The organism is Streptomyces sp. a15, from assembly GCF_059026085.1.
Window position 1 is genome coordinate 1 of sequence record NZ_JBWLKM010000090.1, and the last position, 26,133, is coordinate 26,133.

Sequence of the window (26,133 nt, forward strand, 5' to 3'; positions counted from 1 at the left end):
CAGAGGAGAGATTCATACCTGACTCAACGGTCACGGACGCCTCAGGTTCCACAAACAGAATCACGAGACACTAGCTGTGTCGGCGCAGTGACCGCTCGGTCGGTCAGATCGCCAAGGACTTCGATCTGACCGAGACCGCGGTGCGGCTGTGGGTCAGCCAGGCCGAGGTCGACGCGGACGAACGCGACGGGCTGTCCAGCAGCGAACGCGAGGAACTGGCCGCGCTGCGGCGGGAGAACCGCCGCCTGCGCGAGGACGTCGACATCCTCAAGCGAGCCACCTTAGATTCAACTGGTCAAGGCAACACTCTCGGCTGGTGTGCGGAATCCCAGGCACTTGCGTGGACGGTTGTTGAGCTTCGTCGCGATGGCGTCAAGGTCGTCCTGACTGAACGTCGACGGGTTTGTGCCTTTGGGCAGGTACTGCCGGAGCAGTTTGTTGGTGTTCTCGTTGGTGCCACGTTGCCAGGGGCTGCGCGGGCTGCGAAGAACACGTCGACACCGGTGTCTGCGGTGAACCGCTTGTGAACTGCCAGTTCCATGCCGCGATCCCAGGTCAGCGTGCCGTGTAGGCGGGAGTCCATACGTTCGTAGGTCTCGGCGAGAGCGGAAACGACCACGGTGGTGTGGCGGCCGGCGAGTTCCACGACAGTGAGGAACCATGACTTCCGGTCGACCAGCGTGGCGACCTGGCTGTTGTTCGAGCCGATCACCAGATCGCCTTCCAGGTGCCCGGATTCGCTGCGGTCCTCCGCCGCCCGGGGCCGCTCCTCGATCGGTCGGGCATCGGTGATCTGTGAGCGCCACTGGCCTGTTACCGTGTGGCGCTTGTCCTTGCGGATCGGGCGGCCAGTTCGAAGGCGCTTGCACAACTCGCGGGGGACAACTTTCCAGCGGGTGGTGTAGACCGACCGGTAGATCGTCTCGTGGCTGATCCGCATCGCCGGGTCGGCACCGTGATTCAGACGGAGGTGTCCGACGATCTGTTCGGGCGACCACTCCTCCTTCAGCAGGGTCAGCACCGTCTGCCTCAACGCGGGCCTGCGGGCGAGTAGGCACTGCTTCGGGCGCCGGGCGCGGTCAAGTGCGCGTTCCTGCACTGCGAGCGCCCGGTAGACGTCGCGTCCTCCGTTGTTGCTGACTTCACGGCTAATCGTCGACACCGCACGCCCCAGCAGGCCGGCGATGGTCCGGTAGGACTCACCCGCATGAAGCCGGCGCGAGATCTCCTCCCGCTCACCCATGGTCAAGCTTCCGGCCCGCGCCTTGCGGGATCCGGGAGCGATCCCTCCGTGGTGCTTGAGGACAGTGGTGACGGTGCACCCGTTCATCGAGGCGGAGAAGCAGAGCGGCCACAACACCAAGCGGGCGTGTGAACTGCTGAAGGTCTCCCGCACGGCCTTCTACGCCCGCCGCACCGCCAAGCCCGGTCCGCGGGCGGTCCGTGACACCGAGCTGACCGAACAGATCACGGCCGTGCACGAACGCTCGCGCGACACCTATGGTGCCCCGCGCGTCCACGCCGTGTGTCGGCGTACACCTGAACGTGGCTCTGGCAAGATTTTCGTAGGCGGAGATCATCTCGGGGTGAGGGCCAGCCGGTCCGCGTCACGGCGCCGAAGGTGGGCGATCAGTACGACGCGGTGGCGGAGAAGTGGGACGCCGGCGCGTCCGGCCATGAGGCGTTTCTGGAGTTTCACGTCGGTGATACGGCCTTCGTTGACGCCGGAGTTGTAGCGGGATTTGATTCCGTTGATGACCGCGGGCTGGTCTTCGCGCAGGGCTTTCGCCATGCCGGCGAGTGGCGGCAGCCCGCTGCCGGTGAGCTGGTCGAACCGCCGCACCACGACGGGCGACGTGACACCACCACCGCGTCGCGAGCCGTCCGCGGGCGGCCACGTCGGGCCACTGCAGGCCTTGTTGAACCGGGCCGCGGCCACCCGAGTTGATGTCGGGCGGCGGCCGCTGTCGGTCTATGACGAACTGACCGGCAACCGGCCCTTCACCACCAACTCCCCGACGAAGGAGTCATCGTGAGCGAGCTGACCGGCAACCGCATCCGCACCACGGCCGGCAAGCTCGGCCTGCCCCACCTGGCGGAAACCATCAACGAGTACACCCACCGGGCCGACGAGGCGAAGATGGGCTACCTCGACTTCCTCGACCTGGTCCTGTCCGAGGAACTGGCCGTCCGCGACGACCGCCGCTTCCGCCAGGGCCTGCGGCTGTCCAAGCTGCCGCACGACAAGACGCTCGACGAGTACGACTTCTCGTTCCAGCCCGAACTCGACCCGCGCAAAGTCAAAGACCTCGCCAGCCTCTCCTTCGCCTCGACGGCAAGGCAAACGCCGCCATGCTGGGACCGCCGGGAGTGGGCAAGACACATATCGCCGTCGCTCTCGCGGTCGCCGCCTGCAGAGCCGGCTACTCGATCTACTTCACCAGCCTCGACGACATGGTCCGCAACCTGAAGGCCGCCGAGACGGCCGGACGGCTGGTCAACAAACTCGGCACCTACCTGCGGCCCAGCGTCCTCGTGGTCGACGACGTGGGCTACCAATCCCCCGAACGCGCCGAGGCAAACCTGGTCTTCCAGGTCATCTCCAAGCGTTACGAGAAGGGCTCCATCATCCTGACCTCGAACAAGACCTTCAGCAAAGCGCACTTGTTCCGGCGAACCCGTGCGAGGTGGCGGCGAAGTTTCACAGGTTCGGCCTTGCGGCGACGACGAAGAGGGTCGGTCGTGCCTTATCTCGCCGTACTGATGACGTAGTCGATCGCGGTGGCGACGTCCTCGGCGACATGGGTGGGCTGGTAGGAGTCCTGGGCCCACGGCTGTCCGTTCGACACCCACACGCTTCGAAGCCCGAGCGTGTTGGCGCCGGCGATGTCGGCATGCGGGGAATCGCCGATGACCCATGCGCCGGCGAGGGGCACTCCGACGGCATCCGCGGCAGCGTGGAAGATCGCCGGTTCGGGTTTCTTGCGACCGACCGCCTCGGAGATCGCCCAGCCCTGGACGAGCTGGTCGAGTCCGGTATGACGGATCTTGGCTTCCTGTTGGGCAGTGCGGCCGTTGGTGACGATCACGCAGGTCCAGCCGTCGGCCTGCGCTTTGTCCAGGGCCTCGCGGGAGAGGTCGGCCAGTACGACGCGATCGGCAGCGCCCTGGTCGAGCAGGGTATGGATGGCCGTGGTGGGCACCAGGTCCCGGTACCGGTCGGTCAACCCCGCGGCGACATCGGGGCGGGCGGCATAGCCGCTGGCGTCGAGAGCCATCACCCACGGGAGGTCGGTGTCGGGCAGGCGATGCTCGGTGAGGAATGCGGCGACGGCGTCACGGAAGGCGGCGTCGCGGTCGACCAGGGTGTTGTCGAGGTCCAGCATCAGCAACGGCATGATCGGCAGTAGATCACGGGCGATGATCTCGGGGCAGGTGGGTTTCCCGTCCAGGGTCGACGTGGTCGACGTGGTCGACGTGGTCGGCGAGGTAGATGAGGGTGGCCTGCGGGTCCATGCCGAAGGCGGCCGCGACGAGCTTGGGGTCCAGAGTATTCACCGGTCGCAGAGACGAGTGCTGCGCGGGGCACTCCGACTGCATCCGCGGCATGCGGGGCGGATACCCGCAGTCGTCAAGAACGTGGGAGAGAGAGGCGGTTGAGGCCGGGCTTCGCCCGGCCTTGGTTCCTTTGGTGACCATCACGTGCGGGTTGGCCGTCGGCCATGCCGCGCGGTGGGCCAGGCAGCGTTGCAGCACGGTCCAGGAGGCGGGATCCAGCGGGACGGGATGAGGTCGCTTGCCGAGCCGGACCGTCTGGGCCGCCGGATCGAGGTCTGTGACCTGCAGCATCCGGACCTCCGTGCTGGAGGCGCCGTGCAGCAGGGCGAGCATGCCGAGCAGGGCCTCGTGCGGATGAACGTGTTCGCTCGTTGTCCAGCGGCGGAAGAGCTCGCGCTGCTGGTCGAGTGTGAGAGTCCGGCCGCGGAAGCCGTTCCGTTCCTTCACCATCAGGGTGCGGGTCGGGTCGATCAGCACGATGTGCTTGGAGCGGGCGAAGCGGAAGAACTGCCGGAGTACCACGAGCCAGCGCTTGCGGGCCTTGGGCAAGGTGGCCAAGAAGGCTTCGACATCGTGCACGTCGACCAGGGCCCAGTCGTCCTTGCCGCGGTACTCGGTGAGGAAGCAGGCCAGGTCCCGCACGATACTCAGGGCGGTTTCCAGGGTGTGGATACTGCGGGGGCGGGTGCCGGCCCGGCGGGCCCGGACCTGGGCCCGCATGCGGGAGGCGTCAAAGGCGGCCACGGCGGGACGGAGTGGTTCGGGGATGGCGTCGATGCGTCGCTTGCGCCGCCCGGCGGCCAGCGTTCGGCGGCCAGCCGTTCGGCCTGGTCGGTGGGCAGGGCCAGGCCGTGGAGAGTGAAGAAGTCCTCCAGCGCGCGGGCGAAGGAGCCCATCGAGCGCCCGGGTCTGTGTGATCGCTCCGGCAAGGTCTGGGGCGAGTTGGAGTGTTCATCCTCCAGGAGCCGGCCCAGGTCGGTGACGAGGCCGCAGGCCCGGGCGACGCAGAAGCGGGCCGCGACATGCACGACGAAGTCCTCGAGCCAAGTGGGCGGGTCGGCGAGCTCGTCACGGAGGTGTTCGCCGCGGATGAAGGGGCGGCCGGGGTGCCGTTACCAGCAGGCCGAGCACAGGCCCAGTCCGGCATGTCGCCGCAGTTGGCGGCATTCGCGGCAGATCCAGGGCGGCTACTTGGGCGGGCCCGGGCGGGAGCATGAGCCGCACCAGCCGGTGTCGTCCCGCAGATAGCCCGACTTCCCGCAGCGAGGGCAGGGCTGCTGAGCGGCGAATCGCTCGGCTCTGCGACGACGGTCCCGGCAGAGCCGGTTGCCGGCCGAGCGCACCGGATGGCCGCACTCGTCACAGACGCGTGAACAGGTGATGCACCGGCCGGTGTCCTCCTGGAGGACACGGTCCTTGCCGCAGGACGGACACACCGCCTTCGCGGCCTGCTCTTGCATCCGGCGCCAGCATCGGCAGCAGTGCTGGCGGTCGCGATAGCCGACCGGCCCGCCGCAGTTGACGCAGTCCCGTTGCTTCTTGCCCACGGTGATCGCCGTTCCGATCACAGGGGCGGCATCGACCGGCCCCGGGCAGAGGCGGCCTGCGGAAGATCGGCGACGGGCCAAGGCGGTGCGATGGGCCGCTCGACGGGGGTGGTGTCGACGTCGATCAGGTCGTTGGGGGTGCACTCCAGCGCGGTGCACAACGCTGCCAGGGTGGTCATCTTCATCTGCGAGGGCTCCTTGGCGAACAGTGCGGACACCGAGGCGGAGGAAAGCTCCAGGCCGGCCTTTTCGGCAAGCAGCCGCCGCAGCTCGGTGCCGGTCCACACCTCGCGCTGGGCGGCGGCCATCCGCAGCCGCCATTGGATCTTCATGCCGTGGTGTCCTTCCCGGTCAGCTCGGTCAGGGTGCTGGCGACTGCCCGCTGATAGGCGTCCTCGATGAACGTCACGGAGGGCCAGACATAACGCATGGTCGAGCTGACCGTCCAGTGTCCGAGCATCTGTTGAATGGCCACCAGGTCGACACCGCGTTCGTAGTTGTGGGGCGCGCAGGCCCTCCGCAGGGCATGCGGGCTGAACCGCTCCGCGGGCTGGCGCCCTTCGAGCTCCATGAGATGGCGCAGCCGGTTGCGGATCGTCCCGCGATGCAGGGCTCCACCGGACTCGTCCGCGAACAGCGCAGAAGAATCACGGAACTTGGGCCGCACGCCCTCCAGGAACCATCGCAGCACCAGGTCCAGGCCGTCGAGCATGGGCACCCAGCGCGGCCGCGGCCCGCAGGTGTGGGCTCCCTTGCCGAAGCGGACGTGCGGCTTGCCGAATGGGCCGCGGGTGAAGTGCACGTCCGGCTTGTCCAGCAGCGATGCCTCCTCCGAGCGAAGCCCAGCGTGATACAGAGTCCGGAACATCGCATAGTCCCTCGCGGCAGGCCCGTACTTCCGGGCGGTGGCGATCCGCTGCTTCATGAAGTCGAAGAACTCCGCCACCCGCTCGAGTGTCGGCAGCGGCACCAGGGCCGGGGAGTCATCGCCAACATGCCGGGAGGCATTGAGCTCGTCGACCGGGCAGACCAGCCTCACGCCGAACGCGGCCTCGATCTCGACCGCCTTGCGGGCCTGCAGGAACCTGTGGAAACCCTTGAAGATCTGCACATACTCGCGCCGGGTCGACGTCGCCCGGCCCTTCACCGCCGGGTCGCCGACCATCCGGTCGATGTCCTCGGGCGTCACCTCCCACGCGGGCCGGCCCAGGGCCGCGAGGGTTCGCTCCAGCAGGCCGATGTCGTTGTCGATGGTCACCGGACTTAAACCCGCGCGCCCGCCCGGAAGCGACGAACGCGTCGACACACGCGGCCTGGAACTGCCACGGGTCCGTCGCCAGCGGCTCGTGCGGGACGGCCCCCGCCCGCGATGACCTGCAATCTCGCCTCGGCCACCGGCACACCTTCCTCGCGCCTGAACGGTCAAGGCAGCACCTGGAAAGTCGGGGTGCCGCCGCGAGAACCAACGAGGACCACAGGAACGGGATACGGCCGGGTGGCAGCGGCAACCCGTGTGAGGGAACAAGTGCCAGCCCCAGATGGATGGACGAAGAGGTTCACCGATCCCCGGCCCTGCGCGGCCATCGTCGACCTGCTGACCTTCAACGGCGCCATCATCCAGACCGGCACCGAGTCCTACCCGCCTCGCTCACACCAAGGCGCAAGCCGAACAAGCCCAGGCCAGCTGACCGGGCGCCACACGGGAGGGGCCGCCCGATAACCAGCCCAGCCAAGAGCCGGAATGGCCGGTCAAGGGTGACCGAAGGTCATCGCCGCAGGCGACGCCGAAGGCGCCCTTGACGGGACGTTCCGGCTCTCATCATGACTAACCGGGCGGCCTCGCAGCACCCAAGTGACGGCTCGGTGAGCACGGCCAGGGCGTCGGGCGCGTACGCCGGAGTCGTCGTCGGCGCCGACTCAGGCGCCCTGGCCCAGTCCCCAGGCTCCGTAGCCGATCTCGGACACGGTCAGACCGGTGCGGCCGAGTTCCCGATAACGCATGTCCTCTTCAGACTCCCTGGATGACGCCCCATGGTGAGGGCCGCTCTCACTGTGCCTTCCGGCACCACGACTTGCCCGCGTGACGCTACAGACGGTGGCATGCAGGCGACACCTCGAAAGGACAGCGAAACTTTCGAATCAGTACGACTCTCTGGTCGGCCCGAATGCCCGGCTCAGCCCTTCCAGCATGGTTCCCTCCGCTCCCGCGGCGGCGAGCTCGGCCTGCCGGCCTTCGACCCGAGCCCGGGCATAGAAGGTGCGCAGGGCAGCACCCGTCAGATGGGCGATGTGCGGTGCCCGCGGTCGAGAAGATGCAGAACCGCGCGACGAGCGCCGAACTCCTGATAGACCTCGACGAAGCCCAGGTCGGGGTTGCACGCTTCCGGACATCACCACCGCCACGGGCGCCCCGACCGCGATCGGCAGCGACGCGTTCCTGAACGACTCCGCGCCCTCGGTTGCGAGCACCTCTTCGGCGCCTCGGCTGTTAGTGGCGCACCTTCACGCCGGATCAGCCGACGGCGGCTGCCAGTTCGCAGGAGCAGGACGGGTGGGGCACCTGGTACGACGTCGAGCCGGGTATGCACAGACAGTGCGGTGCTCCGCCGGACGGTGAGTGGTTGACGGTACGGAGCGCCTCGATTTCGTCGATGACGCGAGGGCCGTCCGGAGTCAGAGAAGGCTCACAGACAGCCTCCTGTCGAAGCGCATCGACACGTCAAGCCCTGTGTGTCGGCGTCAACCGACCGCCACACTCCAAGATTTGTGGAGTTCAAGCTCTTGCCGCGCCGACAATCTGATTACTACTCTCCCACGGGAGTCGAAGCGCTTCAACAGTCACACTTCAACAGCCCATGCAGCAACGCGCCGGCGGCGCCGCTACGCGAGGCCGGCACCCAACGGCATTGCCTACGGGACCCGCTTGGACCACCCGATGACACCGCCCCGGGCCGGCTTCACGACCGCCGGGGCTCCAGCGCGGGCAGGGCAGCCCATGTCAGCAACACCGCGCCTCACACCCGACGCAAAGGAATGGATGGCATGTCAGTCCGACAGCAGGCGGGCAGGACCGTCGCCAACCCCGTGCTCCCCGGCTTCCACCCCGATCCCAGTGTCTGCCGCGTGGGCGACGACTACTACCTGGCGTGCTCCAGCTTCGAGTACTTCCCGGGCATACCTCTCTTCCACAGCCGCGACCTGGTGCACTGGACCCAGATCGGCAATGTCCTGGAACGGCCGAGCCAACTGCGCCTCCCCGCGGACACCCCGCCCTCCGCCGGGATCTACGCACCCACGCTGCGCCACCACGACGGCCGGTTCTGGCTGATCGTCACCACCGTCAGCGAAGGCGGCGGCAACCTGCTGTTCACCACCACCGACCCGGCCGGACCGTGGTCCGACCCGATCCGGCTGCCCGGCGTCCACGGCATCGACCCCGATCTCGCCTGGGACGAGGAAGGCGCCTGCTGGTGCACGGTCGCCGGGGTCCACCAGGTCCGCATCGACCCGCACACCGGGGAGACGTTCGGCCCGCCTCATCGGATCTGGTCCGGTACACCCGGCGCGAAGGCCCCGGAGGCGCCGCACCTGTACCGGATCGGCGACTACTGGTACCTGCTCATCGCCGAAGGCGGCACCGAGCGCGGCCACGGTGTCTCGATCGCTCGCGGACGCACACCCGCCGGCCCCTTCGAGCCGTGCCCGGCCAACCCGATCCTGACGCACCGCGGCCTCGACCACCCCATCCAGAACACCGGCCACGCCGACCTGGTGCAGGCACCCGACGGTTCGTGGTGGATGGTGCTGCTCGGCGTGCGACCGGGCGGTGGCACCCCCGGCTGGCACGTCTTGGGCCGGGAGACCTTCCTGGCGCCGGTGAACTGGGTGGACGACTGGCCCGTCGTCGGCGACCTCTCGCCCGTCATGGCCGCGCCGCCCTGGCCGCTCCGGCCGGGCCCTGTCGTACCGCACCGGGACGACTTCGATCTCAGCGAACTGCAGCCGTACTGGATCTCACCGCGCGATCGCTCCGCCGAGCACTGCACGACGAAGGAGCGCGCCGGTTGGCTGACCCTCCACGCCCGCGGAAGCTCCCTGGACGACCTCGACAACGTGTTCGTCGGCCGGCGCCAGCAACACTTGTCGTGCCGGGTGCGCACACTCATCGACCCCGCGGAGGGACGCGGCGGCCTGGCGGTGCGGCTCGACGAGGAGCACCACTACGAGATCGAGGCGGGCTCCGCGGAGGTGCGGGTCATCGCCCGCGTCGGCCCGCTGCGCACCGTGGTGGCGTCCCGGCCGGTGCCCGCCGGGCCGCTGGTTCTCGGTGTCGACGTGACCGCCACGCAGACGCTCCGCGACGCACGCTCCGGCCCGGACACCCTCTCCTTCGGTGTCGAGGAACCGGACGGCACGTTCACCGTGCTCGGCGCCCTGGACGGCCGGTACCTGTCCACCGAAGTGGCCGGCGGCTTCACCGGCCGGGTCATCGGCATGTACGCCGCGGCCGGCACCGTCCACTTCGACTGGTTCGACTACGAGCCGCTCGACCGCTGACTCACGGAGTACCCCGCTCAGCGGTTCGATCAATGGAAGGAAATGGGACATGAAGTACATACGGCCACCCGCACCGGCCCGCAGACGTGGACCCGGACGAGTCGCGAGCCTCCTGCTGGCCCTGCTCACCGCAGTCGGTCTCGCCGCCGGCACCGCGTTCGCGGCCCCTCACTCGCAGGCCGCACCCTCGGCCAGGGCAGCCACGGCCACCCCGGTCCCGGACAACGCCATGGACGCCGTGGCCGCGATGCAGCCCAGCTGGAACCTGGGCAATGCCCTGGACGCCATCCCCGACGAGACGTCCTGGGGCAACCCGGCGACCACCAAGGCGATGTTCGACACCGTCAAGGCCCAGGGATTCCGCAGCGTCCGCATCCCCGTCACCTGGGGCAACCACCAGTCGACGACGGCCCCCTACACCATCGAGCCGGCGTTCATGAGCCGGGTCAAGCAGGTGGTCGACTGGGCACTGGCCGACGATCTCTACGTCGTGCTCAACGTCCACCACGACTCGTGGCAGTGGATCAACAAGATGCCCACCGACCACGACCAGGTGCTGGCCCGTTACAACGCGACCTGGGACCAGATCGCCACCGTGTTCAAGGACGAACCGCGCAGTCTGCTCTTCGAGAGCGTCAACGAACCGGTCTTCGACAATGCCACCGACGCCCAGAAGGCCCAGCTGCTGGACGAGCTGAACACCTCGTTCCACAGCATCGTGCGCCAGAAGGGCGGCCAGAACGCCACCCGTTTCCTCGTCCTGCCCACCCAGTACTCGTCACCGGACACCCAGCAGGTCATGGACGAACTGGCCACCACGATCAGCTCGTTGGACGACCCCAACCTGGTCGCCACCGTGCACTACTACAGCTTCTGGCCGTTCAGCGTGAACATCGCCGGTTTCACCACGTTCAACGCCGAGGTCCAGAAGTACATGACCGACACCTTCGCCCGGATGCACGACACGTTCGTCGCGAAGGGCGTCCCCGTCTACGTCGGTGAGTACGGCCTGCTCAGCTACCCCGACTACACCAAGCCCGCCGACATCGTCGAGCGGGGCGAGGCCCTCAAGTACTTCGAGGCGCTCGGCTACGCGGCGCGGGTCAACGGGGTCACCACGGCCCTGTGGGACGCCGGTTCGTTCCTGAACCGCAACACGCTGCAGTGGCGGTACCCCCTCCTGTCCGCCCAGATCAAGTCGAGTTGGACCACGCGCTCGGGAACCGCCTCCTCGGACCGGGTCTTCGTGCCGAAGTCCAGTGCGATCACGGCCAAGACCCTCACCCTGAACCTCAACGGCACCACCTTCCGAGGGCTTTGGCAGGGCAACACCCGGCTCGTCCCCGGCCGGGACTACACGGTCTCGGGCAGCCAGCTCACACTGACGGCGACCGCCCTCACCCGGCTGACCGGCAACCGCGCCTACGGGGTCAACGCCACGCTCCAGGCCCGTTTCTCCACAGGGGTCCCCTGGCAGATCGACGTGGTCACGTACGACACGCCGGTGCTGTCGAACGCGACCGGAACGACCAGTTCCTTCGCCGTCCCCACCCAGTTCCGGGGCGACTCGCTGGCGACGATGGAGGCCAAATACGCCGACGGCACCAACGCCGGTCCCGACGACTGGACCTCCTACAAGCGGTTCGACACCACCTTCGTGCCGAACTACGGCGGCAACACCATCACCCTCACCCCCGAGTTCATCAACGCGCTCAGGGACGGCACACCGGCGACGCTCACCTTGCACTTCTGGAGCGGCGCCACCGTGACGTACAAGGTGACCAAGTCGGGAAGCTCGGTGACGGGCACGACCTCCTGACCGAGCGGTAACGGCACGCGAAAGGGGCGCCGGGATCCACCACTGGATCCCGGGGCCTACGCCTGCGCCTGCTACAACTCCCGCACCTGCGAGGGCAGATCCGTGCCGGTCACCGTCACCGTCACCGTCACCGCTGCCTCGTCCCACCGCACCCGGTACTCCGCGGCGGCCTCTCCCTCGTGGTCCGGCACCGGCACCGTCACCGTGACGTCGGCGGCGTCCTGGGTCACGAGGAGCGTGAGGCCGTCGAGCCAGTCGCCGTCCGGGCGTTGGTCGTCCGCGCCCATCGGGATCACGGCGCCCGGTCGGACGTAGAGCGGCAGGCTGTCGAAGCCATGGGTCTCGTGGCGCCAGACCGGGCCCTGGACGCGTTCGCCGGTCAGGAGGTGGATCCACGTGCCTTCGGGGAGGTAGAACTCGAACCTCGCCGTCCTGCCGAGAAGACCGGTGCCACCAGCAGGTCGGGGCCGAGCATGTACTGGCGGTCGAGGGTGCGGCACGTCGGGTCGTCGGGGAAGTCGAGCATGCCGCTGCCCGCCGCATGCGGCGAATGTTCCTCTCAAGTCCCACCTGCCCCTCTGTCACCACACTCCGCATCTCGGGTTGCCTCTGTGTCTTGTCAAGTCTTGCCCGGGTCGAAGCTCTCCTGCTCGTCCTTGAGCAGCTTGTAGGTGCTGTAGAAGAGGACCGCCGCGAAGGCGAACAGCACCGCGGTGAAGCGGCCGACCACGGCCACGCCGAGGGAGAGGAAGATCCCGCGGAAGACAAGCGCGCCAATGATGCCGAAGAACAGCACGCGGTGCTGGTAGGCGCGTGGCACCTTGAAGTACGCGAAGATCACGGCGAAGACGAAGAGGTTGACCGACAGGCTCTTCTCCAGCAGCCAGGCTGTCGTGTACTCGGTGCCGGCAGTGGCGCCAAGGACGAGGAAGACGACCGCGCCGAAGATCAGGGCGAGGCTCACCCACAGTCCGCTCCAGGCGGCTGCCTCCTTGCCTCCTTGCAGCGGATCACGTGCGCGGTGCGGGTGGGACAGCAGGTCTACCGCCAGCGACACGACCACCGTCGCGGCGAGCGCCCCCCCCAACCAGAGCGATACCTCAAGCACGCCGAACACCTTCACCATGGCCCGCGCGAAACGTGCCGGCCCCTATACAGGAGCGTCCGGCATTGCGCCCCCGGGAGCATGCGGAGCGGGTGAGGCCGGCCCGAGGCATGATGTGGGCAGCGGCGGTAGTTCCTCGGGAGGCGCGTGATGGCGCAGCGGGAACCGGGTACCGGTGATCGCCCAGCTGGTGCAGGCCGACGAGGGTGCTCTGACCGCGAAGGTTCGCCGGGTTGGTGGTCGTGGCGGTTGGATGGGGGGTGATGTCCGATCCGACCGTTGGAGGTGCGGTGGCTGAGCCTGTCCGTGTGCGCAGACTGACCCGACCGGGAGGGGCAGCGGCTGCAGCAGATCGTGCGCCGGGGCAGCACCAACTCGGTGCGCTATCCGCGCGATGATGCTGCTGGCCTTGGCCGCGGGAACCGGGTACCGGTGATCGCCCAGCTGGTGCAGGCCGACGCGGACACCGTGCGCGATGTGATCCACCGGTTCAACGAGATCGGCCTGGCCTGTCTGGACCCTCGGTGGGCGGGAGGCCGTCCCCGCCTGCTCAACGCTGACGACGAGGACTTCGTCGTCACGACGGCCACCACCCGCCCCGCCAAGCTCGGCCAGCCTGTCACTCGCTGGTCGCTGCGCAAGCTCGTCGCCTACCTGCGGAAAGTCCACGGCCGGGTGATTCGCATCGGCCGCGAGGCGTCACGTGGTTTGCTCGCCCGCCGCGGTGTCACCTTCCAGCGCACCAAGACCTGGAAGGAATCCCCCGACCCGGAGCGCGAGGCGAAGGTGGACCGGATCGAGGAGGTCCTTGACCGCTTCCCGGACCGGGTGTTCGCCTTCGACGGGTTCGGCCCGCTCGGAATCCGGCCCACCGCAGGCTCGTGCTGGGCCGAACAGAAGCATCCCGACCGGCTGCCGGTCACCTACCACCGCACCCACGGAGTGCGCTACTTCCACGGCTGCTACTCGGTCGGCGACGACCGCCTGTGGGGTGTCAACCGCCGCAGGAAGGGTGCCGCGAACACGCTGGCCGCGCTGAAGTCATCCGCGCCGCCCGGCCCGACGGTGCACCGATGTCCGTGATTATGGACAACCTGTCCGCCCATAAGGGCACCGCCATCCGGCGGTGGGCGAAGAAGAACAAGGTCGAGTTGTGCTGCACCCCGATCTACGCCTCGTGAGCGAACCCCATCGAGGCGCACTTCGAACCGCTGAGACAGTTCACCATCGCCAACTCCAACCACCCCAACCACACCGTGCAGACCCGGGCCTTGCGCGCCTACCTGCGCTGGCGCGACGCCAACACCCGTCACCGCGACGTCCTGGCAGCCGAACGCAAGGAACGCGCTCGCATCCGAAGTGAGAAGGGCATCCGCTGGGGCGGGGCGCCAGCGGGCAAGGCATTCACCGGGAAAGCCAACCGCCCGTCATCATGGCCTCATTTGGGCGTCCTGAGCATCTCCAGAAGGATGCGCTGCAGATCGGTGCGGTCCTGCGGGGTAATCCTCGCCAGCCTGCGGTCAAACTCCGCCGCGAGCGCTGAGAGCGCGCGGTCCCGCGCCGCCTCGCCCTCGGCAGTCAGGATGAGCCGATGCCGCCGCAGGTCCTCGTCGTCGATCTCGCGCCGCATGAACCCCTTTGCGACGAGGTTGCGGACGTAGACCGTCACGCTCGCTTTAGGGATCATCAGCGCCGCCGCGAGTTCGGCAGGGTACGGCGACGCGGCCACCTCGGCCAGCACGAAGAACTCCTTCGTCTCCAGCCCAAGATCGGCCAGTTCAGCGCTGCAGGCATTCATTACGACGCTCAGCAGACGCTGGTTCAGCGTCCACAGCTGCGCCCCGTCAACCGCCACTCAAGCCCCTCCATCCATCCAGGTGGTACAGTTCTGAATTAGTTCCAAACTGTACCAGATGGCGTTTCGTACTGGACAGTTATGGAACAAACACCTACGCGAGAGGCGCCATCAGATGCTTCAACACATCACGATCCCGCGCGGACCGGTCGATCTCGCGGCCGACCTCTACCTGCCCGACAGCATCGACGATGCGGCGCCGCTGCGCGCCGTGGTGCTCTCCACGCCCGGCAGCAGCGTGAAGGAGCAGATCGGCGCGAACTACGCATCCCGTCTCGCCGCCTGCGGCGTCGCGGCGCTCGTGTTCGACCCCGCCCACCAAGGTCAGAGCGGCGGAGAGCCTCGCGACCTCGAAGACCCCTACCGTCGCGGCGAGGACATCTCCTACGCGATCGACGCGCTCAGCACGATCCCCGGCATCGCCCCGGAACGCATCGGCGTCCTCGGCATCTGCGCCGGCGGAGGCTACGCAGTGCACACCGCCCGCACGGACCATCGCATCAAGGCGGTCGGCACGGTCGTCCCAGGCAACATGGGCACGTCGTTCCGCAGCTTCCAGCCGGATGGCGCGGCGGCCGCACTCGACACCATGGCCGACGCACGCATCGAAGAGACCCGCTCCGGCGAGCTGACCCGCGTGAACTGGCTGCCCGACACCTTGGAAGAAGCCACAGCAGTCGGGCTGACCGATATCGACACGACCCAGGCAGTCACCTACTACCGCACCGAGCGGGGCAGGAACGAACACTCCACGAACCGCCGCCTCTCGCGCGGCGACTCGCTGCTGCTGGGCTACGACGCGTATCACCTGGTCGACCAGCTCATGACCCAACCGCTGCAGGTCACCCTCGCCGGACGCATCGGCAACACCGGCTCCTACGAGTCCGGCATGCAGTTGTGGAAGCTGGCACCCAACCCGGTCGACCTCATGGTGATCGACGGCGCCGGCCACTACGAGATGTACGACGAGCCCGAGTACGTCGACGCCGCCGTCGACCGGCTCGTCAACTTTTACCTGACCAACCTGTAAATCATCCAACCCGGTGAACCTGATGCGGTCACGGCCCTAGGTCTGACCGCCAAGATCCACCTCTCGGTCGAGTAGGAGCAGAAGCCCCCTGGAGATGGTGATCATGCCCGGCGCGGGGCGATTCCCCGCAGTTTCTCGTTGTCCACCTCGACGACCTTGCCATCAGCCTGGAGGCACCCACCTCGTCGGTGCCGGCGAGGCCACCGACGAGGTGGGTGCCTGCCTCACATCCGGCACCACCGCGACGCGTGGATCGGGCACCGGATCCCCGCTGCGGAGATCGACCGGGCCGCAGACTTCGAGGACCGCTGGGGTGGGATTGCCCTGCCGCCGGCCCCGTTCTACGAGGGCGGCCCGCGCATCCTGGACGCCGACTGCCCTGAGGGCTCAGCCGCAGAGGGCTGGTGCTTCCCGGCCGGGACGGCCGGGTGTCCATGGTCTACAGATTCCTGATCGGCCCTGACGGCGCGTTCGGTATCCACGCTTACCGCTGGACACCCCTGCACGCCAGCACAGACGAAGATCACCGGCAAGGCCGTCGAGTCCCTGGGCCTCCGCGGGTACGACCCTGTGCCCGAAGTGCAGGGCTTGACCGACGCCTGGTGGCGGGCAAGGACTCGCTGTGGGGCCTCCGCGGCGACTGACAGCCCGCCGGCGCCGCCGGATCTGAGCGGCTACTTGGCCGGACTGCCCAGGTACGGCGATCGTGTCCCGCGAAGTGGTGTAGTCACTGGCCGAGCTGATTCGCATCGGGCGGGGGAAGCTGCCGGTCCTCCTTCGTGGGGTCGGCGGTGAAGAGTGCGGCCATGGAGCCTTCGGAGAGGTAGCCGCGGTCGAAAACCTGCCACTCGTCGTGGAGTTCGGCCAGGACCGCGGCTCCGAGCCGGTCCAGGGCCGCAGGGTTGGGGAAGACCTGCACAAGTCGGCCCTGCGTTTGATCTCCCGGTTCAATCGCTCCAGCGGGTTGGTTTACCAGATCTTGTTCCAGTGGACCGGCGGGAATTCCGCGAACGCGGTGATGTCCGCCGCAGCGTCCAGCAGCATGGTCTTGGCCTGCGGAAACTGCCGTCCGAGCATGTCCGCGACCACGTCCAGCTGGGTGCGGACGGCCTCGGCGGTGGTCTGCGCGAAGATGGTGCGGATGGTCGCGGCGACCATCTCCGCGGAACCCTTCTCGATCACCGAAAAGACGTCCCGCACGAAGTGCACCCGGCACCGCTGCCAGGCCGCGCCCAGGAACAGGGTGCGGATCGCGGCCACCAGCCCGCTGTGGCTGCCGGAGATCACCAGCTGGACGTTGTCCAGGCCACGGGCCCGTAGGAAACACAGGAACTTCGTCCAGAACGCCTTCGACTCGCTGTCGCCGACCATCAGCCCAAGGACCTCGCGGTGCACGGTGGCGGAGATCCCGGTGGCAATGACCACCGCCTGGGACACGATCCGGTGGCTCACCCGGCCTTGCAGTAGGTGGCGTCCAGGAAGACGTAGGGAATGGCGGAGTGGTCCAGGAGCCGTTCCTTGAACGCGTCGAGTTCGGCGTCGAGCTCACCGGATCCGCGACACTTCAGATTTGGAGATCCCACTGTGCGCCCCGAGTGCTTCCACGCTGCGGGCGGACACCCCGTGCACGTATGCCTCCATCCCCACGGCGAACAGGGCCCGGCCGATCCTGCGGCGCCGTTCCAGCAGGGAAGGGAAGAACGACCCGGTCCGCACCTTCGGGATCTTCAGGTCCAGGTCGCCTACTTGGTGGTCAGCAGCCTGTTCCGGTGGCCGTTGCGCCAGGTCGTGCGCTTCTCGGAGTGCTCACCCGGGGCGGCACCGATGATCTCGGTGGCCTCGGCCTCGATGAGTTCCTGCAGGATGCGCTCGCACAGCACCCTGATCGTTTCAACTCCGTCGGCCGTACGCAGTGACTCCAGCAGCCGCGCTGACACCCTGGACGCACAGCGCGCGCTGGGATCACCCGACCACGGCTGGACGCCGCCGACCATCACGCCCACCACGGCAGGTCAGCGCGCCGCGGCCCCTCCCCCGGCCCGGTGCTTGTCCGGTGCTACGAGTTGAGCTCCTGGCACACGTCCAGGTAGCAGCGCAGCCAAACGCCGGGTCGGGTCGGGTCGTACGGTCCGCCGTCGCGGTCGCCCACCACTGCGGCGTCTTCTCCAGCCGCTCGGTGACGACCTGGTCGTAGTCGACGCCGTCGACCGGCCGCACGTGCTCCGGGGCTCGATGATGAGCACCCCTGGACGTCACATCGACTCCTGGACGAGGTTGTGACGTCCCTGGCCAACTATCGCTGGGGCTGTTGCGTTGAGGGAGTGCTGCATGGCTCTGTTCAGAGATCGGATCTCGCGAACAGAACCAGCTGCCTGGTGCCCTGCTTCTATGAGAAATCCTCCGCAGCCGGGATGCGTAGCTACGCGTCGTGGGTGAGGCTGGTGCCATGTCCGAGCGCCGCATGATCGTCTACCCGCCATTGGAGACCGGTGGCCGCAAGGTGGGAATCGACTATCGGATCCTCGGCACCGCGTACAGCCTTCACGACCTCACCGTGCTCCTGCAGAACGCCGGCCTCACCGGCTGGGACGAACTGGATGTCGCCGACTCTGGCCTGATCGAATGGCATGAAGGCGGGCCAGAGGTGTGGAAACGCTGAACCTACGAGCCCCCTTCGCCGCGCGGTGACGATCAGGCACTCACGCAGAGGAGCAGTCGGCCCGCATGCACTGATCACGTCAACGCGAGGTGCGCCGCTTCGAAGAAGCGGTTGCGGCAAGCGGGCCCGAGGTTATCAGGGGGACAACGGCCGGTCGGCCGCGCTATTCAGCGCGTTTCTCGGCGCCCGTCTCCAGGGAGCCGGGGTCGTCACCGGCGACCCGGCCCACGAACGTGTCGTTGGGTGTCGTCCCTGTCGTGCTGTGCTGGTCCGGTGCGTCGGCCTCCGGTTCACCGCCCGTGTCCTGCGGCTTGCCTGAACCGACTTCTGCGGTGCCTCCAGCCCTGGAGGGTGGCTCAGCGCCTTTGCCCCGCGAGTGTTCACGGATCCACGACCAGACAGACATGGTGCCTCCCATGAGGAGGTTGGTACCGATGTCGACGACGTACCCGTCAATGCCGTCGGCATTCACCCCGCGCTGTATCTGCCGACGCGAAGACACAAGCTTCATCCCGACCGAGCATCCTGTCGTCGGGGCCACATGATGCTCATCTCTCGCTCCTCGTCTTCGGCCTTCAGCGTCATCCAGCCGAGCCGTCCGCAGTCGCCGGTGCTGCCCGTGTCGGCGCCGCCGCCGGGCCTGGCTGCCGACGGTGCGGCAGCCAGGTGACGCGTCCGGCTCCGATATCAGCCCCCTGTGCCGGTATGGCGCCAGTGCCTCGCCCGCAGGCCTGGAGCCGGTGAGGGCAGTTCCAGGGCTGTTCATGAGTTTCCGTCTCCGGGCGCCAGGAGCGCGCGCTGCGCTGTGCGGCAATCACCCCTCCGGCGGCAGACGTCCGCCTATTCCGCTCACGGGGCGGTGCGCGCTTCGGCGGCGGAGATGGCTTTCTGGCGTTGCTGGTGGCGCCGCTCATACTCGAGTACCTGACGGGCAACGCTGGAGGGACATTGCGCCGCCGGGCGGTGATCTCGTCCGGGTTCACGGGTTCACGGTGTCGTAGCCGGCCCAGGGTTCGCTGCCCCGCAGTTGCTCGATGTGTCCAGGACCGCAGTATGTGGGCGGCGACAGCAGCCAGGCCGCCGCCGTTCTCCACGCGAAAGCCGATGATCGCGGCCGCCACGGCCCGTGCGCGGTCGGCGACGCTGTCCTCCAGCCTTCCGAGCAGTTCCTTGTCCTGGTGGCGCAGCGTGGCGAGCAGGTCGGCGGTGGCCTGGTCGCGGACTTCTTCGGCGATGCTCTGGCCGGCCCGGCAGGTCGCAAGTGCCCGGGCGGTCTTGAGCACGCGTTGGTCCGGGCGTGAATCCTGGCGTTGACGACGCTGTGTCACATGCGGCACCGCTCGGGCTTACTGGCTCCCACCCCGAGCAGGAGGGTCCGGGCGCGGGCGTCAAGCGTGACGGCGGGCCGAGCCGGGCCGTGATGGTCATCTGCTCAGCGGTGATCATTGCGGCTGCTGTGGTCCTTGCCGTTGCGGACCGGCTCGCTTGAGAGATGCAGAGGTGGGCGGTCAGGTGGGGCCAGATGGTCTGCGGCAGCCGGATTCGATGCGGGTGTGTGCCTGCGGGACCAGCTGGCCGAAGCGATCGCCTCCCTTCGCCGGCAGACGGCGATGATCCTGTCGCACGCTCCCAGCCGTGTGAGTGCAACCGGTGCCACAGGGTCGGAGGATGAGTCATCACCTGGCCCACCGCCCAGGTGACCAAAACCGGGGGAAGCCCGGTGAGGCAGCTAACGGGCTGTCCCTGGATGTGCTCCATGGCCATTCCGCCCGGTCACGCGAGAGGCAGCCCCGCATCAGCCGGTGGGCCGGTTCCCCGGTGCCGTCGTTGGATTGACCTTCTCCGTCTTCTTCGCCCGCGCCCCTTTCTTCGCGGCTGGACTGGTGCGGCGCCGCTCCTCAATCTCTTCCACGCTCTGTTCCAGGACCGCCATCAGATCCACTACTACGCCGGTCACCGGCGCGGGGGCGTGGGCGTGCGGCGGCTTCAAGCCCGCAAGGCGGGCGGCGACGACTTGCTCCACGGCGTGCCGGTAGTCGTCATGCTGCTCCTCCAGGCGGAAGTCGGTGCTCATCGCGTCCATGAGTGAGCGCGCCATGTCCAGCTCCTGGCGGCGCGGAGGCTCGGTGCGCGGCACGGCGATGTCCTCGGTGGGGCGCAGCTCATCGGGCCACAACAGGGTTTGCAACGTGATCACTTGTTCGCGGACCCGCAGCAGGGCCAGGGACTCACGGCCGCGGAGCGCGAGGCGTACGACGGCCACCAGGCCGTTTTCGCGCATCGCATCGCGCAGCAGGGCGTAGGGACGCGCGGCGGCCGGGCCGCCGCTGACCCCGAGGTAGTAGGGCCTGTGTAGGAGGATCGGGTCGATCCGGTCCGCGGGGACGAAGGCCAGGACCTCGATCGCCCGGGGCGAGCTCGGCAGCGGCAGATCGGCGAGGTCGGCATTCGAGAGGACGACAACCCGCCCGTCATCGGCCTCCCAGCCCGGCGCCACTTCGTCGTACGGAACCTCCACGCCCTCGCGCTCGCAGAAGCGATGCAGCCGTACCCGGCCGCCTCCGCACCGGGTGTGGACCTGGTGCAGGGGGACCGGATGCGGCGCGGTCGCGGCATGCACGGTCACCGGGATCGCCACCAGACCCCAGGAGATCGACAGCTTCGCGATGGCCTGCGGCATGATTCCATCGCACCGCTGACCAGCAGTGATCGCACCTCGAACGCTGCCGTTCACTCGCTTTTGGAGACGGGGCGACCGCAGGCCGGGCGCTTGCCGGCCTCCGGGAACGTGCTGCCGGGGCTACAGGGGGCGGATGTGCTCGGCCTGCGGGCCCTTTGGCCCCTGGGTGATGTCGACGACTTTCTGGCCTTCCTGCAGTTCGCGGAAGCCCTGGGCGTCGATGTTGGAGTAGTGGGCGAAGACGTCGGCGCCGCCGCCGTCCTGCGCGATGAAACCGAAGCCTTTCTCAGCGTTGAACCACTTCACGGTGCCGGTAGCCATACCTTCTCCTTCAAGACGGCTCGGAACGGACTCGCGTAGTCGAATCCGGAGGTGATCGCCTGGCCCGGAGGAACACTGAAAAAGCAAAATCGCCCGCGATCGTGATCACGGGCGAACGGACACTTCGGAACCACGACTGCTGAATCTCGACGCTACTCCGCTCCTCCGCCGGCGACTACACGAAACCGTGCCGAAGCCTGGCAGCGGGCGCCACCGCGGTCACGATCGCGGCCGGGCGATGGTCGCACGTCCATCACCGGCACGACTCAAAGGGACCCCCTTGAGCGTCAGCGTTCTACCGGTTGCTGAAGGCGGCGTCGAAGGACGCCCCGGGCAGCTTCCACAGCAGGGAGCGGAGGTAGCGCACGGCCTCGGCCGCGCCGTGCAGGCGGTCCATGCCGGCGTCTTCCCACTCGATCGAGGTGGGGCCGTCGTAGCCGATCGACGCGAGCGCCCGGAAGGCGTCCTCCCAGGGGATGTCGCCGTGTCCGGCAGAGACGAAGTCCCAGCCGCGGCGCGGGTCGCCCCACGGCAGATGCGAGCCGAGGATGCCCTGGCGGCCGCCGGCTTTGCGGATGCGGGTGTCCTTGCAGTCCACGTGGTAGATGCGGTCGGAGAAGTCGGTGATGAACGACACCACATCGACACCACATCGATGCCCTGCCAGGCCATGTGTGAAGGGTCCCAGTTGAACCCGAAGGCCGCGCGGCGGTCGATGGCCTCCAGGGTGCGCACGCTGGTCCAGTCGTCGTACGCGATCTCGCTGGGGTGCACCTCGTGGGCGAAGCGCACGCCCTCGGCGTCGAAGACGTCGAGGATGGGTTCCACCGGTTCGCGAAGTCCTCGTAGCCTCGGTCGATGACCTCGCCGGGCACGGGCGGGAACATGGCGACATACGGCCAGATCGATGATCCGGTGAAGCCGACGACGACATCGAGGCCGAGCTTGCGGGCCACGCGGGCGGCCCGCTTCATGTCCTCGGCGGCGCGCTGGCGCACTCCCTCGGCATCCCCGTCACCCCACACGTAGTCGCGCTGGATCGCCTGGTGGCGGAAGTCGATCGGGTCGTCGCATACGGCCTGGCCTGTCAGGTGGTTCGAGATCGCCCACACCTTCGGGCCGTGGTGGTCGAGGATGTCGAGCCGGGATTTCACGTAGGCGTCGTCCTCGTCGGCGCGGGCGAGATCGAGGTGATCACCGTTCGCGGCGATCTCCAGGCCGTCGTAGCGCCACTCGGCGGCGCGGCGCGCAAGCTCCTCGAAGGGCATGTCGGCCCACTGGCCGGTGAAGAGGGTGACCGGGTGGCGGGACTGTGCCGTCACGACTTCTCCGTTTCCGTGGTGACCGCCGTATCGGCGGCGCCGATCTTCCTCCAGTCGCCGGTGGCGGCACTGTGCAGCTGCGCGTCGATGATCTCGACGGATCGCAGGCCGTCGTCGACCGTCGGAAGCCCGGCGCACTGTTCGCCCTTGACGGCAGCGTAGGTGTAGGCGCAGAAGGCCGCGAACGCGTCGGGCCAGCCCTGCGGGTGGCCGGGCGGCACGCGGTTGAGTCGTCCCTGGTCGGCCGCGACCACGCCTTCGCCACGGCGGACGACCGTCGCACCACGTTCGGTTCCGAACCAGACGGACTCGGGCTGTTCCTGGTCGAACACGGCCGACCCGCGCGAGCCGTCGAGCTCCGGCCACAGCCGGTTCTTGCGGCCGGCGGAGACCTGGGAGATCACGGTGCTCGCGAGCACGCCTCCCGGCCCTGACGCTCACCGGTCCTGGTGGCCGGCGGGGTGACTGGAGGGCTCGGCGATTTCGGTGGCGGCCCAGGCGGCAAGGAGCTGCAGGGCGTCGTGCTCGGGTGTGCCGGGGGCGGCGCTGTATGCGGTGAGGGTCAGGTCGGGCTGGGCCGACAGCTCCATGGCGTCGAAGTCGAGAGTGAGAACGCCGACGGCCGGGTGGCGGAAGGACTTGCGACCGGTGTGGTGCAGGCGCACGTTGTGCCTGGCCCAAGCGGCGCGGAACTCCTTGCTGAGGGTGACGAGTTCGCCGATGAGTCCGGTCAGCCCGCTGTCGTGCGGAGCGCGGCCGGCCTCGGTGCGCAGCAGGGCGACGGTGGTGTGCACCGACTGATCCCAGTCGGGAAAGAAGTCGCGGCCGTTCGGATCGAGGAACTGGAAGCGGGCGATGTTGGCCGTCGCAGTGGTGGGGTCGGGGAAGAGCGGGGAGTACAGGGCGCGGCCGAGGCGGTTGGCGGCGAGGATGTCCAGGCGGCCATTGCGGATGAAGGCCGGGGAGTCGGTCATGGAGTGCAGGACGCGCAGGACGCTGTCGGGCAGCGGGCCGCGGGCGCGCTTGCGCCGGGTGGGGCGTTTGGCGGCGGCGCGGGCCAGATCGTCAAGGTGGGCGCGTTCGGCGTCGTCGAGCTGGAGAGCATTCGCGACGGCGTCGAGGACTTCCTCCGAGGCACCCGCGAGGTTCCCGCGCTCCAGGCGGATGTAGTAGTCGACGCTGACCCCGGCGAGCATGGCGACCTACTCGCGGCGCAGGCCCGGCACGCGCCGGTTGCCGCCGTAAGCGGGCAGGCCCGCCTGCTGGGGGGTGATCCTGGCACGGCGGGAGGCCAGGAACTCCCGGATGTCGCTCTCGGTACTCACGCGGTCCAGGCCAAGTGGTCGGCTCCGGAAGTCCTTCGGGGGTTGACTCCGGAGCCGATGTCGGGGGGGCGTCTTCTCAGATGCTGGGGACGTCGAGGTAGAGGCCGCAGGCGCAATCCAGGGCTTCTTCTGGGGTCCCGACGAAGCTGCCGGTGGGCAGGATGGTGTTCTCGTACTTGTCGGTGCTGGCGAGGTAGAGGGCGAAACCCCAGATGCTGGCGGATTCGCCGTAGCGCAGGCGCGTGAGCTCGATGGTCGCCTCGGTCAGTTCGCCGTCGACGTGTGCGAACTGGCTGCGGTAGCAGGCGTGCGAGCCCTGGCCAGGCGGTACGGCTCGCGCGGCGGGCTTCTGGGTGAGGGAGGACTTGGTCGGCTCCGGCACGGTGGGCATGTGGGGGGCATCCTGCCTGGTCGTTGCGTCAGATGTTGCGGGAGGCTTCGGCCGGTAAGATCCACTCCTGCTGATCGGCTTGCCTGCCTTGCCCGTTGCCGCCGCCTGCCTGATATCGCTGACCGCCTCGCAAAGGCACCGGCTGAAGACGATGGCCTACGGCCGCAAGACCCCTCACCGGGCCCGGATACGCGCGCACGTCATGCTCCACGCCGCGCGCGGCCGCTCCAACGCGCGCATCGCCCTCGGCACGGGCCTGCACCTGGGCACGGTCCGCACCTGGCGGGGCCGGTTCGCCGAAGAGGGCCTGCCGGGCTTGGCCGACCGCAAGCGCTCCGGGCGCCCGCCCTCGTTCACGGCGCTGCAGACCGCGCAGGTCAAGGCACTGGCCTGCCGGCTGCCCGCCGAAACAGGCATCCCCCTGTCGCGCTGGTCGTGCCCGGAGCTGGCCCGCGAGGCCGTCGCCCGCCGCATCGCCCCGGCCCTGTCGGCCTCCACCGTGCGCCGCTGGCGGCACGAGGACGCGATCAAGCCCTGGCGGCACCGCTCCTGGATCTTCATCACGGACCGGCACTTCCGTGCCAAGGCCGCCAGCGTCCTGGACCTGTACGCCCACACCTGGCAGGGCGAACCACTCAGGGCCGACGAGTACGTCATCAGCGCCGGCGAGAAGACCTCCATCCAGGCCCGCTGCCGCTGCCATCCCACCCTGGCCCCAGGCCAGGCCCGGGCCATGCGCGTCAAACACGCCTACGGCCGCGGCGGTGCCCTGGCCTACCTGGCCGCCTACGACGTCCAAGCTCGCCGCCGCCCTGCTGAAGGTCGCAGGCCAGAACCAGCCCCCGCTGCGGTTCGTCGCCGGCGACGACTGCCTCGCAGCCGTCGGGGCAAAAGCCCAGGAGCTCCTCGCCCAGGTGGACGCCTCCCGCGCGCTGGGCTCGGGCCTCACCTACACCGACGCCGCCTGATCCATCCCACAACCCTGCACTTCTGAGAGAGACACCATGGAATTCGTCAAGCAGCAGGCCACTGTCAAGGCTCCCGCGGACTGGTTCACCGGCGACGTCTGGTTCGACGTGATCTACGCGGGCCAGGAGCCGTCCCGGATGCGTGCCAACCTGGTCCACTTCTCCCCGGGCGCCCGTACTCACTGGCACTCGCACGTGCTGGGGCAGACCCTGCACGTCGTCTCCGGCATCGCGCTGATCGGCACCCGGGACGGCACCGTCTTCGAGGCCCGCCCCGGCGAGACCGTCACCTGCCCACCGAACGAGGAGCACTGGCACGGCGCCACCCCCGACCGTTTCATGGAGCACATCGCCATGTGGGAGGGCAAGGGCGACGGCAGCACCGAAACCACCTGGAACGAGCCGGTCACCGACGAGCAGTACAACCGCGCCCGCAGCCGCTGACACCGCAACGGTCCCCGATTCAGCTCGAGTTCCCTTGACTGTGCCCCGCGGGCCGACGAAAGGACTTTCGATGACCGACCAGCCCAAGCAGATCGGCGGCGAACGCCGCATGCTCGGCGACTTCGCTCCGAAACTCGCCGAGCTGACCGACGACGTCCTGTTCGAGAACGTGTGGAATCGCACCGAGCTGGCCGCCCGCGACCGCAGCCTGATCACCGTGGCCGTCCTCATCGCGGGCGGCGACGCCGACCAGCTGCGCTTCCACCTCGGACGGGCCAAGGAGAACGGCGTCACCGAGACCGAGCTCATCGAGGCCATCACGCACCTCGCGTTCTACGCCGGCTGGCCCAAGGCCATGACAGCGATCACGGTCGCGAAGCAGGTCTTCTCGGCCTGAGCTGCGGGGAGGAGCCGTCGAGCTCCTCCCGTCTCGGCCGTGTCATACCGCTGTGGAAACGGCGCGATGCGCGTCCCGGAGCGGCGATCACGAACGGAAGGAACACTCTCCCATGCGAGAACCATGCATGCGCCTTGCCGGCAACCTCCGCGTCG

General features: G+C 68.4%; 22 protein-coding genes and 8 pseudogenes. 11 read left to right on the top strand and 19 right to left on the bottom strand.

Annotated elements, in window-relative coordinates; all coding sequences use genetic code 11:
* Nucleotides 1–295: 295 nt before the first annotated feature.
* The gene (locus tag AC5P09_RS43880; protein WP_493879283.1) at nucleotides 296–1,243 is read right to left on the bottom strand and encodes an IS30 family transposase; all 948 of its coding nucleotides are present in this window, start codon (nucleotides 1,241–1,243) and stop codon (nucleotides 296–298) included.
* Between the two features lie 333 nt (nucleotides 1,244–1,576).
* On the bottom strand, nucleotides 1,577–1,846 hold the full coding sequence (locus tag AC5P09_RS43885; RefSeq protein WP_493879284.1) for a hypothetical protein: 270 nt from the start codon (nucleotides 1,844–1,846) through the stop codon (nucleotides 1,577–1,579).
* 186 nt (nucleotides 1,847–2,032) lie between these two features.
* Between AC5P09_RS43885 and istB the strand changes: the two are divergent.
* Nucleotides 2,033–2,658: pseudogene (gene istB / locus AC5P09_RS43890) on the top strand (IS21-like element helper ATPase IstB); the annotation flags it as partial.
* Nucleotides 2,659–2,747: 89 nt separating this feature from the next.
* Here the strand turns inward: istB and AC5P09_RS43895 are convergent.
* From AC5P09_RS43895 to AC5P09_RS43910, 4 genes are all read right to left on the bottom strand, one after another.
* Nucleotides 2,748–3,398 (bottom strand): HAD family hydrolase, encoded by a 651-nt coding sequence (locus AC5P09_RS43895; protein ID WP_493879285.1) that lies wholly within the window; start codon nucleotides 3,396–3,398, stop codon nucleotides 2,748–2,750.
* Between the two features lie 13 nt (nucleotides 3,399–3,411).
* Nucleotides 3,412–4,302, bottom strand: coding sequence for a site-specific integrase (locus AC5P09_RS43900; protein WP_493879286.1), 891 nt, complete (start codon nucleotides 4,300–4,302; stop codon nucleotides 3,412–3,414).
* Nucleotides 4,303–5,122: 820 nt separating this feature from the next.
* Nucleotides 5,123–5,437 carry a helix-turn-helix domain-containing protein gene (locus tag AC5P09_RS43905; protein WP_493879287.1) on the bottom strand — a complete coding sequence of 105 codons (315 nt, stop codon included), beginning with the start codon at nucleotides 5,435–5,437 and terminating at the stop codon, nucleotides 5,123–5,125.
* Nucleotides 5,434–6,411, bottom strand: a complete 978-nt coding sequence (locus AC5P09_RS43910; RefSeq protein ID WP_493879288.1) for a tyrosine-type recombinase/integrase — start codon at nucleotides 6,409–6,411, stop codon at nucleotides 5,434–5,436. Before AC5P09_RS43910 ends, AC5P09_RS43905 begins: the two co-directional genes overlap by 4 nt.
* Before the next feature lie 234 nt (nucleotides 6,412–6,645).
* Here AC5P09_RS43910 and AC5P09_RS43915 point away from each other — a divergent pair.
* From AC5P09_RS43915 to AC5P09_RS43925, 3 genes and pseudogenes are all read left to right on the top strand, one after another.
* Nucleotides 6,646–6,793, top strand: a pseudogene (locus AC5P09_RS43915) (IS21-like element helper ATPase IstB); the annotation flags it as partial.
* A 1,354-nt stretch (nucleotides 6,794–8,147) separates the two neighbouring features.
* Nucleotides 8,148–9,662 (top strand): glycoside hydrolase family 43 protein, encoded by a 1,515-nt coding sequence (locus AC5P09_RS43920; protein WP_493879289.1) that lies wholly within the window; start codon nucleotides 8,148–8,150, stop codon nucleotides 9,660–9,662.
* A gap of 49 nt (nucleotides 9,663–9,711) precedes the next feature.
* Complete coding sequence (locus AC5P09_RS43925; protein ID WP_493879290.1) at nucleotides 9,712–11,481, top strand: cellulase family glycosylhydrolase; 1,770 nt, start codon at nucleotides 9,712–9,714, stop codon at nucleotides 11,479–11,481.
* Between the two features lie 71 nt (nucleotides 11,482–11,552).
* Here AC5P09_RS43925 and AC5P09_RS43930 read toward each other — a convergent pair whose 3' ends face one another.
* From AC5P09_RS43930 to AC5P09_RS43940, 3 genes and pseudogenes are all read right to left on the bottom strand, one after another.
* The gene (locus tag AC5P09_RS43930) at nucleotides 11,553–11,768 is read right to left on the bottom strand and encodes a hypothetical protein (protein WP_493879308.1); all 216 of its coding nucleotides are present in this window, start codon (nucleotides 11,766–11,768) and stop codon (nucleotides 11,553–11,555) included.
* A 63-nt stretch (nucleotides 11,769–11,831) separates the two neighbouring features.
* Nucleotides 11,832–12,007, bottom strand: a pseudogene (locus AC5P09_RS43935) (hypothetical protein); the annotation flags it as partial.
* A gap of 96 nt (nucleotides 12,008–12,103) precedes the next feature.
* A pseudogene (locus AC5P09_RS43940) lies at nucleotides 12,104–12,589 on the bottom strand (TerC family protein); the annotation flags it as partial.
* A 287-nt stretch (nucleotides 12,590–12,876) separates the two neighbouring features.
* Here AC5P09_RS43940 and AC5P09_RS43945 point away from each other — a divergent pair.
* Nucleotides 12,877–13,977 (top strand): annotated as a pseudogene (locus AC5P09_RS43945) (IS630 family transposase); the annotation flags it as partial.
* Between the two features lie 47 nt (nucleotides 13,978–14,024).
* Here the strand turns inward: AC5P09_RS43945 and AC5P09_RS43950 are convergent.
* Nucleotides 14,025–14,441 (bottom strand): MarR family winged helix-turn-helix transcriptional regulator, encoded by a 417-nt coding sequence (locus tag AC5P09_RS43950; RefSeq protein WP_493879291.1) that lies wholly within the window; start codon nucleotides 14,439–14,441, stop codon nucleotides 14,025–14,027.
* A 115-nt stretch (nucleotides 14,442–14,556) separates the two neighbouring features.
* On the opposite strand from AC5P09_RS43950, the gene AC5P09_RS43955 reads away from it, so the two are divergent.
* Nucleotides 14,557–15,471: an alpha/beta hydrolase gene (locus AC5P09_RS43955; RefSeq protein ID WP_493879309.1), complete on the top strand. Its 915-nt coding sequence runs from the start codon at nucleotides 14,557–14,559 to the stop codon at nucleotides 15,469–15,471.
* 727 nt (nucleotides 15,472–16,198) lie between these two features.
* Here the strand turns inward: AC5P09_RS43955 and AC5P09_RS43960 are convergent.
* Nucleotides 16,199–16,390: a hypothetical protein gene (locus tag AC5P09_RS43960; RefSeq protein ID WP_493879292.1), complete on the bottom strand. Its 192-nt coding sequence runs from the start codon at nucleotides 16,388–16,390 to the stop codon at nucleotides 16,199–16,201.
* A gap of 50 nt (nucleotides 16,391–16,440) precedes the next feature.
* Nucleotides 16,441–17,465 (bottom strand): annotated as a pseudogene (locus tag AC5P09_RS43965) (IS256 family transposase).
* Nucleotides 17,466–17,917: 452 nt separating this feature from the next.
* On the opposite strand from AC5P09_RS43965, the gene AC5P09_RS43970 reads away from it, so the two are divergent.
* Entirely contained in the window at nucleotides 17,918–18,130 is a 213-nt protein-coding gene (locus tag AC5P09_RS43970) for a hypothetical protein (protein ID WP_493879293.1), read from the top strand.
* A 163-nt stretch (nucleotides 18,131–18,293) separates the two neighbouring features.
* Here the strand turns inward: AC5P09_RS43970 and AC5P09_RS43975 are convergent, their stop codons facing one another.
* Nucleotides 18,294–18,671 carry a hypothetical protein gene (locus AC5P09_RS43975; protein ID WP_493879294.1) on the bottom strand — a complete coding sequence of 126 codons (378 nt, stop codon included), beginning with the start codon at nucleotides 18,669–18,671 and terminating at the stop codon, nucleotides 18,294–18,296.
* Between the two features lie 514 nt (nucleotides 18,672–19,185).
* Between AC5P09_RS43975 and AC5P09_RS43980 the strand changes: the two genes are divergently transcribed.
* Nucleotides 19,186–19,431, top strand: a complete 246-nt coding sequence (locus AC5P09_RS43980) for a hypothetical protein (RefSeq protein ID WP_493879295.1) — start codon at nucleotides 19,186–19,188, stop codon at nucleotides 19,429–19,431.
* 494 nt (nucleotides 19,432–19,925) lie between these two features.
* Here AC5P09_RS43980 and ku read toward each other — a convergent pair whose 3' ends face one another.
* The 6 genes and pseudogenes from ku to AC5P09_RS44010 all read right to left on the bottom strand — a co-directional run bounded on the left by ku (nucleotide 19,926) and on the right by AC5P09_RS44010 (nucleotide 24,169).
* Nucleotides 19,926–20,810 (bottom strand): non-homologous end joining protein Ku, encoded by an 885-nt coding sequence (gene ku, locus AC5P09_RS43985; protein WP_493879296.1) that lies wholly within the window; start codon nucleotides 20,808–20,810, stop codon nucleotides 19,926–19,928.
* 120 nt (nucleotides 20,811–20,930) lie between these two features.
* Nucleotides 20,931–21,131: a cold-shock protein gene (locus AC5P09_RS43990; protein WP_493879297.1), complete on the bottom strand. Its 201-nt coding sequence runs from the start codon at nucleotides 21,129–21,131 to the stop codon at nucleotides 20,931–20,933.
* A gap of 295 nt (nucleotides 21,132–21,426) precedes the next feature.
* Nucleotides 21,427–22,399 (bottom strand): annotated as a pseudogene (locus AC5P09_RS43995) (sugar phosphate isomerase/epimerase family protein).
* Nucleotides 22,400–22,449: 50 nt separating this feature from the next.
* Nucleotides 22,450–22,872, bottom strand: coding sequence for a hypothetical protein (locus AC5P09_RS44000; RefSeq protein WP_493879298.1), 423 nt, complete (start codon nucleotides 22,870–22,872; stop codon nucleotides 22,450–22,452).
* An 18-nt stretch (nucleotides 22,873–22,890) separates the two neighbouring features.
* Nucleotides 22,891–23,778 (bottom strand): annotated as a pseudogene (locus tag AC5P09_RS44005) (helix-turn-helix transcriptional regulator).
* Between the two features lie 76 nt (nucleotides 23,779–23,854).
* Nucleotides 23,855–24,169, bottom strand: a complete 315-nt coding sequence (locus AC5P09_RS44010; RefSeq protein WP_493879299.1) for a hypothetical protein — start codon at nucleotides 24,167–24,169, stop codon at nucleotides 23,855–23,857.
* Nucleotides 24,170–24,248: 79 nt separating this feature from the next.
* Here AC5P09_RS44010 and AC5P09_RS44015 point away from each other — a divergent pair, with 79 nt between their 5' ends.
* From AC5P09_RS44015 to AC5P09_RS44025, 3 genes are all read left to right on the top strand, one after another.
* A complete protein-coding gene (locus tag AC5P09_RS44015) occupies nucleotides 24,249–25,163 on the top strand; it encodes a helix-turn-helix domain-containing protein (RefSeq protein ID WP_493879300.1) in 915 nt (304 codons plus the stop codon).
* 10 nt (nucleotides 25,164–25,173) lie between these two features.
* Nucleotides 25,174–25,581, top strand: a complete 408-nt coding sequence (locus AC5P09_RS44020) for a (R)-mandelonitrile lyase (RefSeq protein ID WP_493879301.1) — start codon at nucleotides 25,174–25,176, stop codon at nucleotides 25,579–25,581.
* 70 nt (nucleotides 25,582–25,651) lie between these two features.
* Nucleotides 25,652–25,978, top strand: coding sequence for a carboxymuconolactone decarboxylase family protein (locus AC5P09_RS44025; protein ID WP_493879302.1), 327 nt, complete (start codon nucleotides 25,652–25,654; stop codon nucleotides 25,976–25,978).
* The last annotated feature ends 155 nt before the right edge of the window (nucleotides 25,979–26,133 follow it).

Coding starts and splice junctions, on each gene's coding strand:
- AC5P09_RS43880 (WP_493879283.1), bottom strand. CDS start 1,243: ATGGGTGAGCGGGAGGAGATCTCGCGCCGGCTTCATGCGGGTGAGTCC.
- AC5P09_RS43895 (WP_493879285.1), bottom strand. CDS start 3,398: ATGCCGTTGCTGATGCTGGACCTCGACAACACCCTGGTCGACCGCGAC.
- AC5P09_RS43905 (WP_493879287.1), bottom strand. CDS start 5,437: ATGAAGATCCAATGGCGGCTGCGGATGGCCGCCGCCCAGCGCGAGGTG.
- AC5P09_RS43920 (WP_493879289.1), top strand. CDS start 8,148: ATGTCAGTCCGACAGCAGGCGGGCAGGACCGTCGCCAACCCCGTGCTC.
- AC5P09_RS43925 (WP_493879290.1), top strand. CDS start 9,712: ATGAAGTACATACGGCCACCCGCACCGGCCCGCAGACGTGGACCCGGA.
- AC5P09_RS43930 (WP_493879308.1), bottom strand. CDS start 11,768: ATGGGCGCGGACGACCAACGCCCGGACGGCGACTGGCTCGACGGCCTC.
- AC5P09_RS43955 (WP_493879309.1), top strand. CDS start 14,557: ATGCTTCAACACATCACGATCCCGCGCGGACCGGTCGATCTCGCGGCC.
- AC5P09_RS43970 (WP_493879293.1), top strand. CDS start 17,918: ATGTCCGAGCGCCGCATGATCGTCTACCCGCCATTGGAGACCGGTGGC.
- ku (WP_493879296.1), bottom strand. CDS start 20,810: ATGCCGCAGGCCATCGCGAAGCTGTCGATCTCCTGGGGTCTGGTGGCG.
- AC5P09_RS43990 (WP_493879297.1), bottom strand. CDS start 21,131: ATGGCTACCGGCACCGTGAAGTGGTTCAACGCTGAGAAAGGCTTCGGT.
- AC5P09_RS44010 (WP_493879299.1), bottom strand. CDS start 24,169: ATGCCCACCGTGCCGGAGCCGACCAAGTCCTCCCTCACCCAGAAGCCC.
- AC5P09_RS44020 (WP_493879301.1), top strand. CDS start 25,174: ATGGAATTCGTCAAGCAGCAGGCCACTGTCAAGGCTCCCGCGGACTGG.
- AC5P09_RS44025 (WP_493879302.1), top strand. CDS start 25,652: ATGACCGACCAGCCCAAGCAGATCGGCGGCGAACGCCGCATGCTCGGC.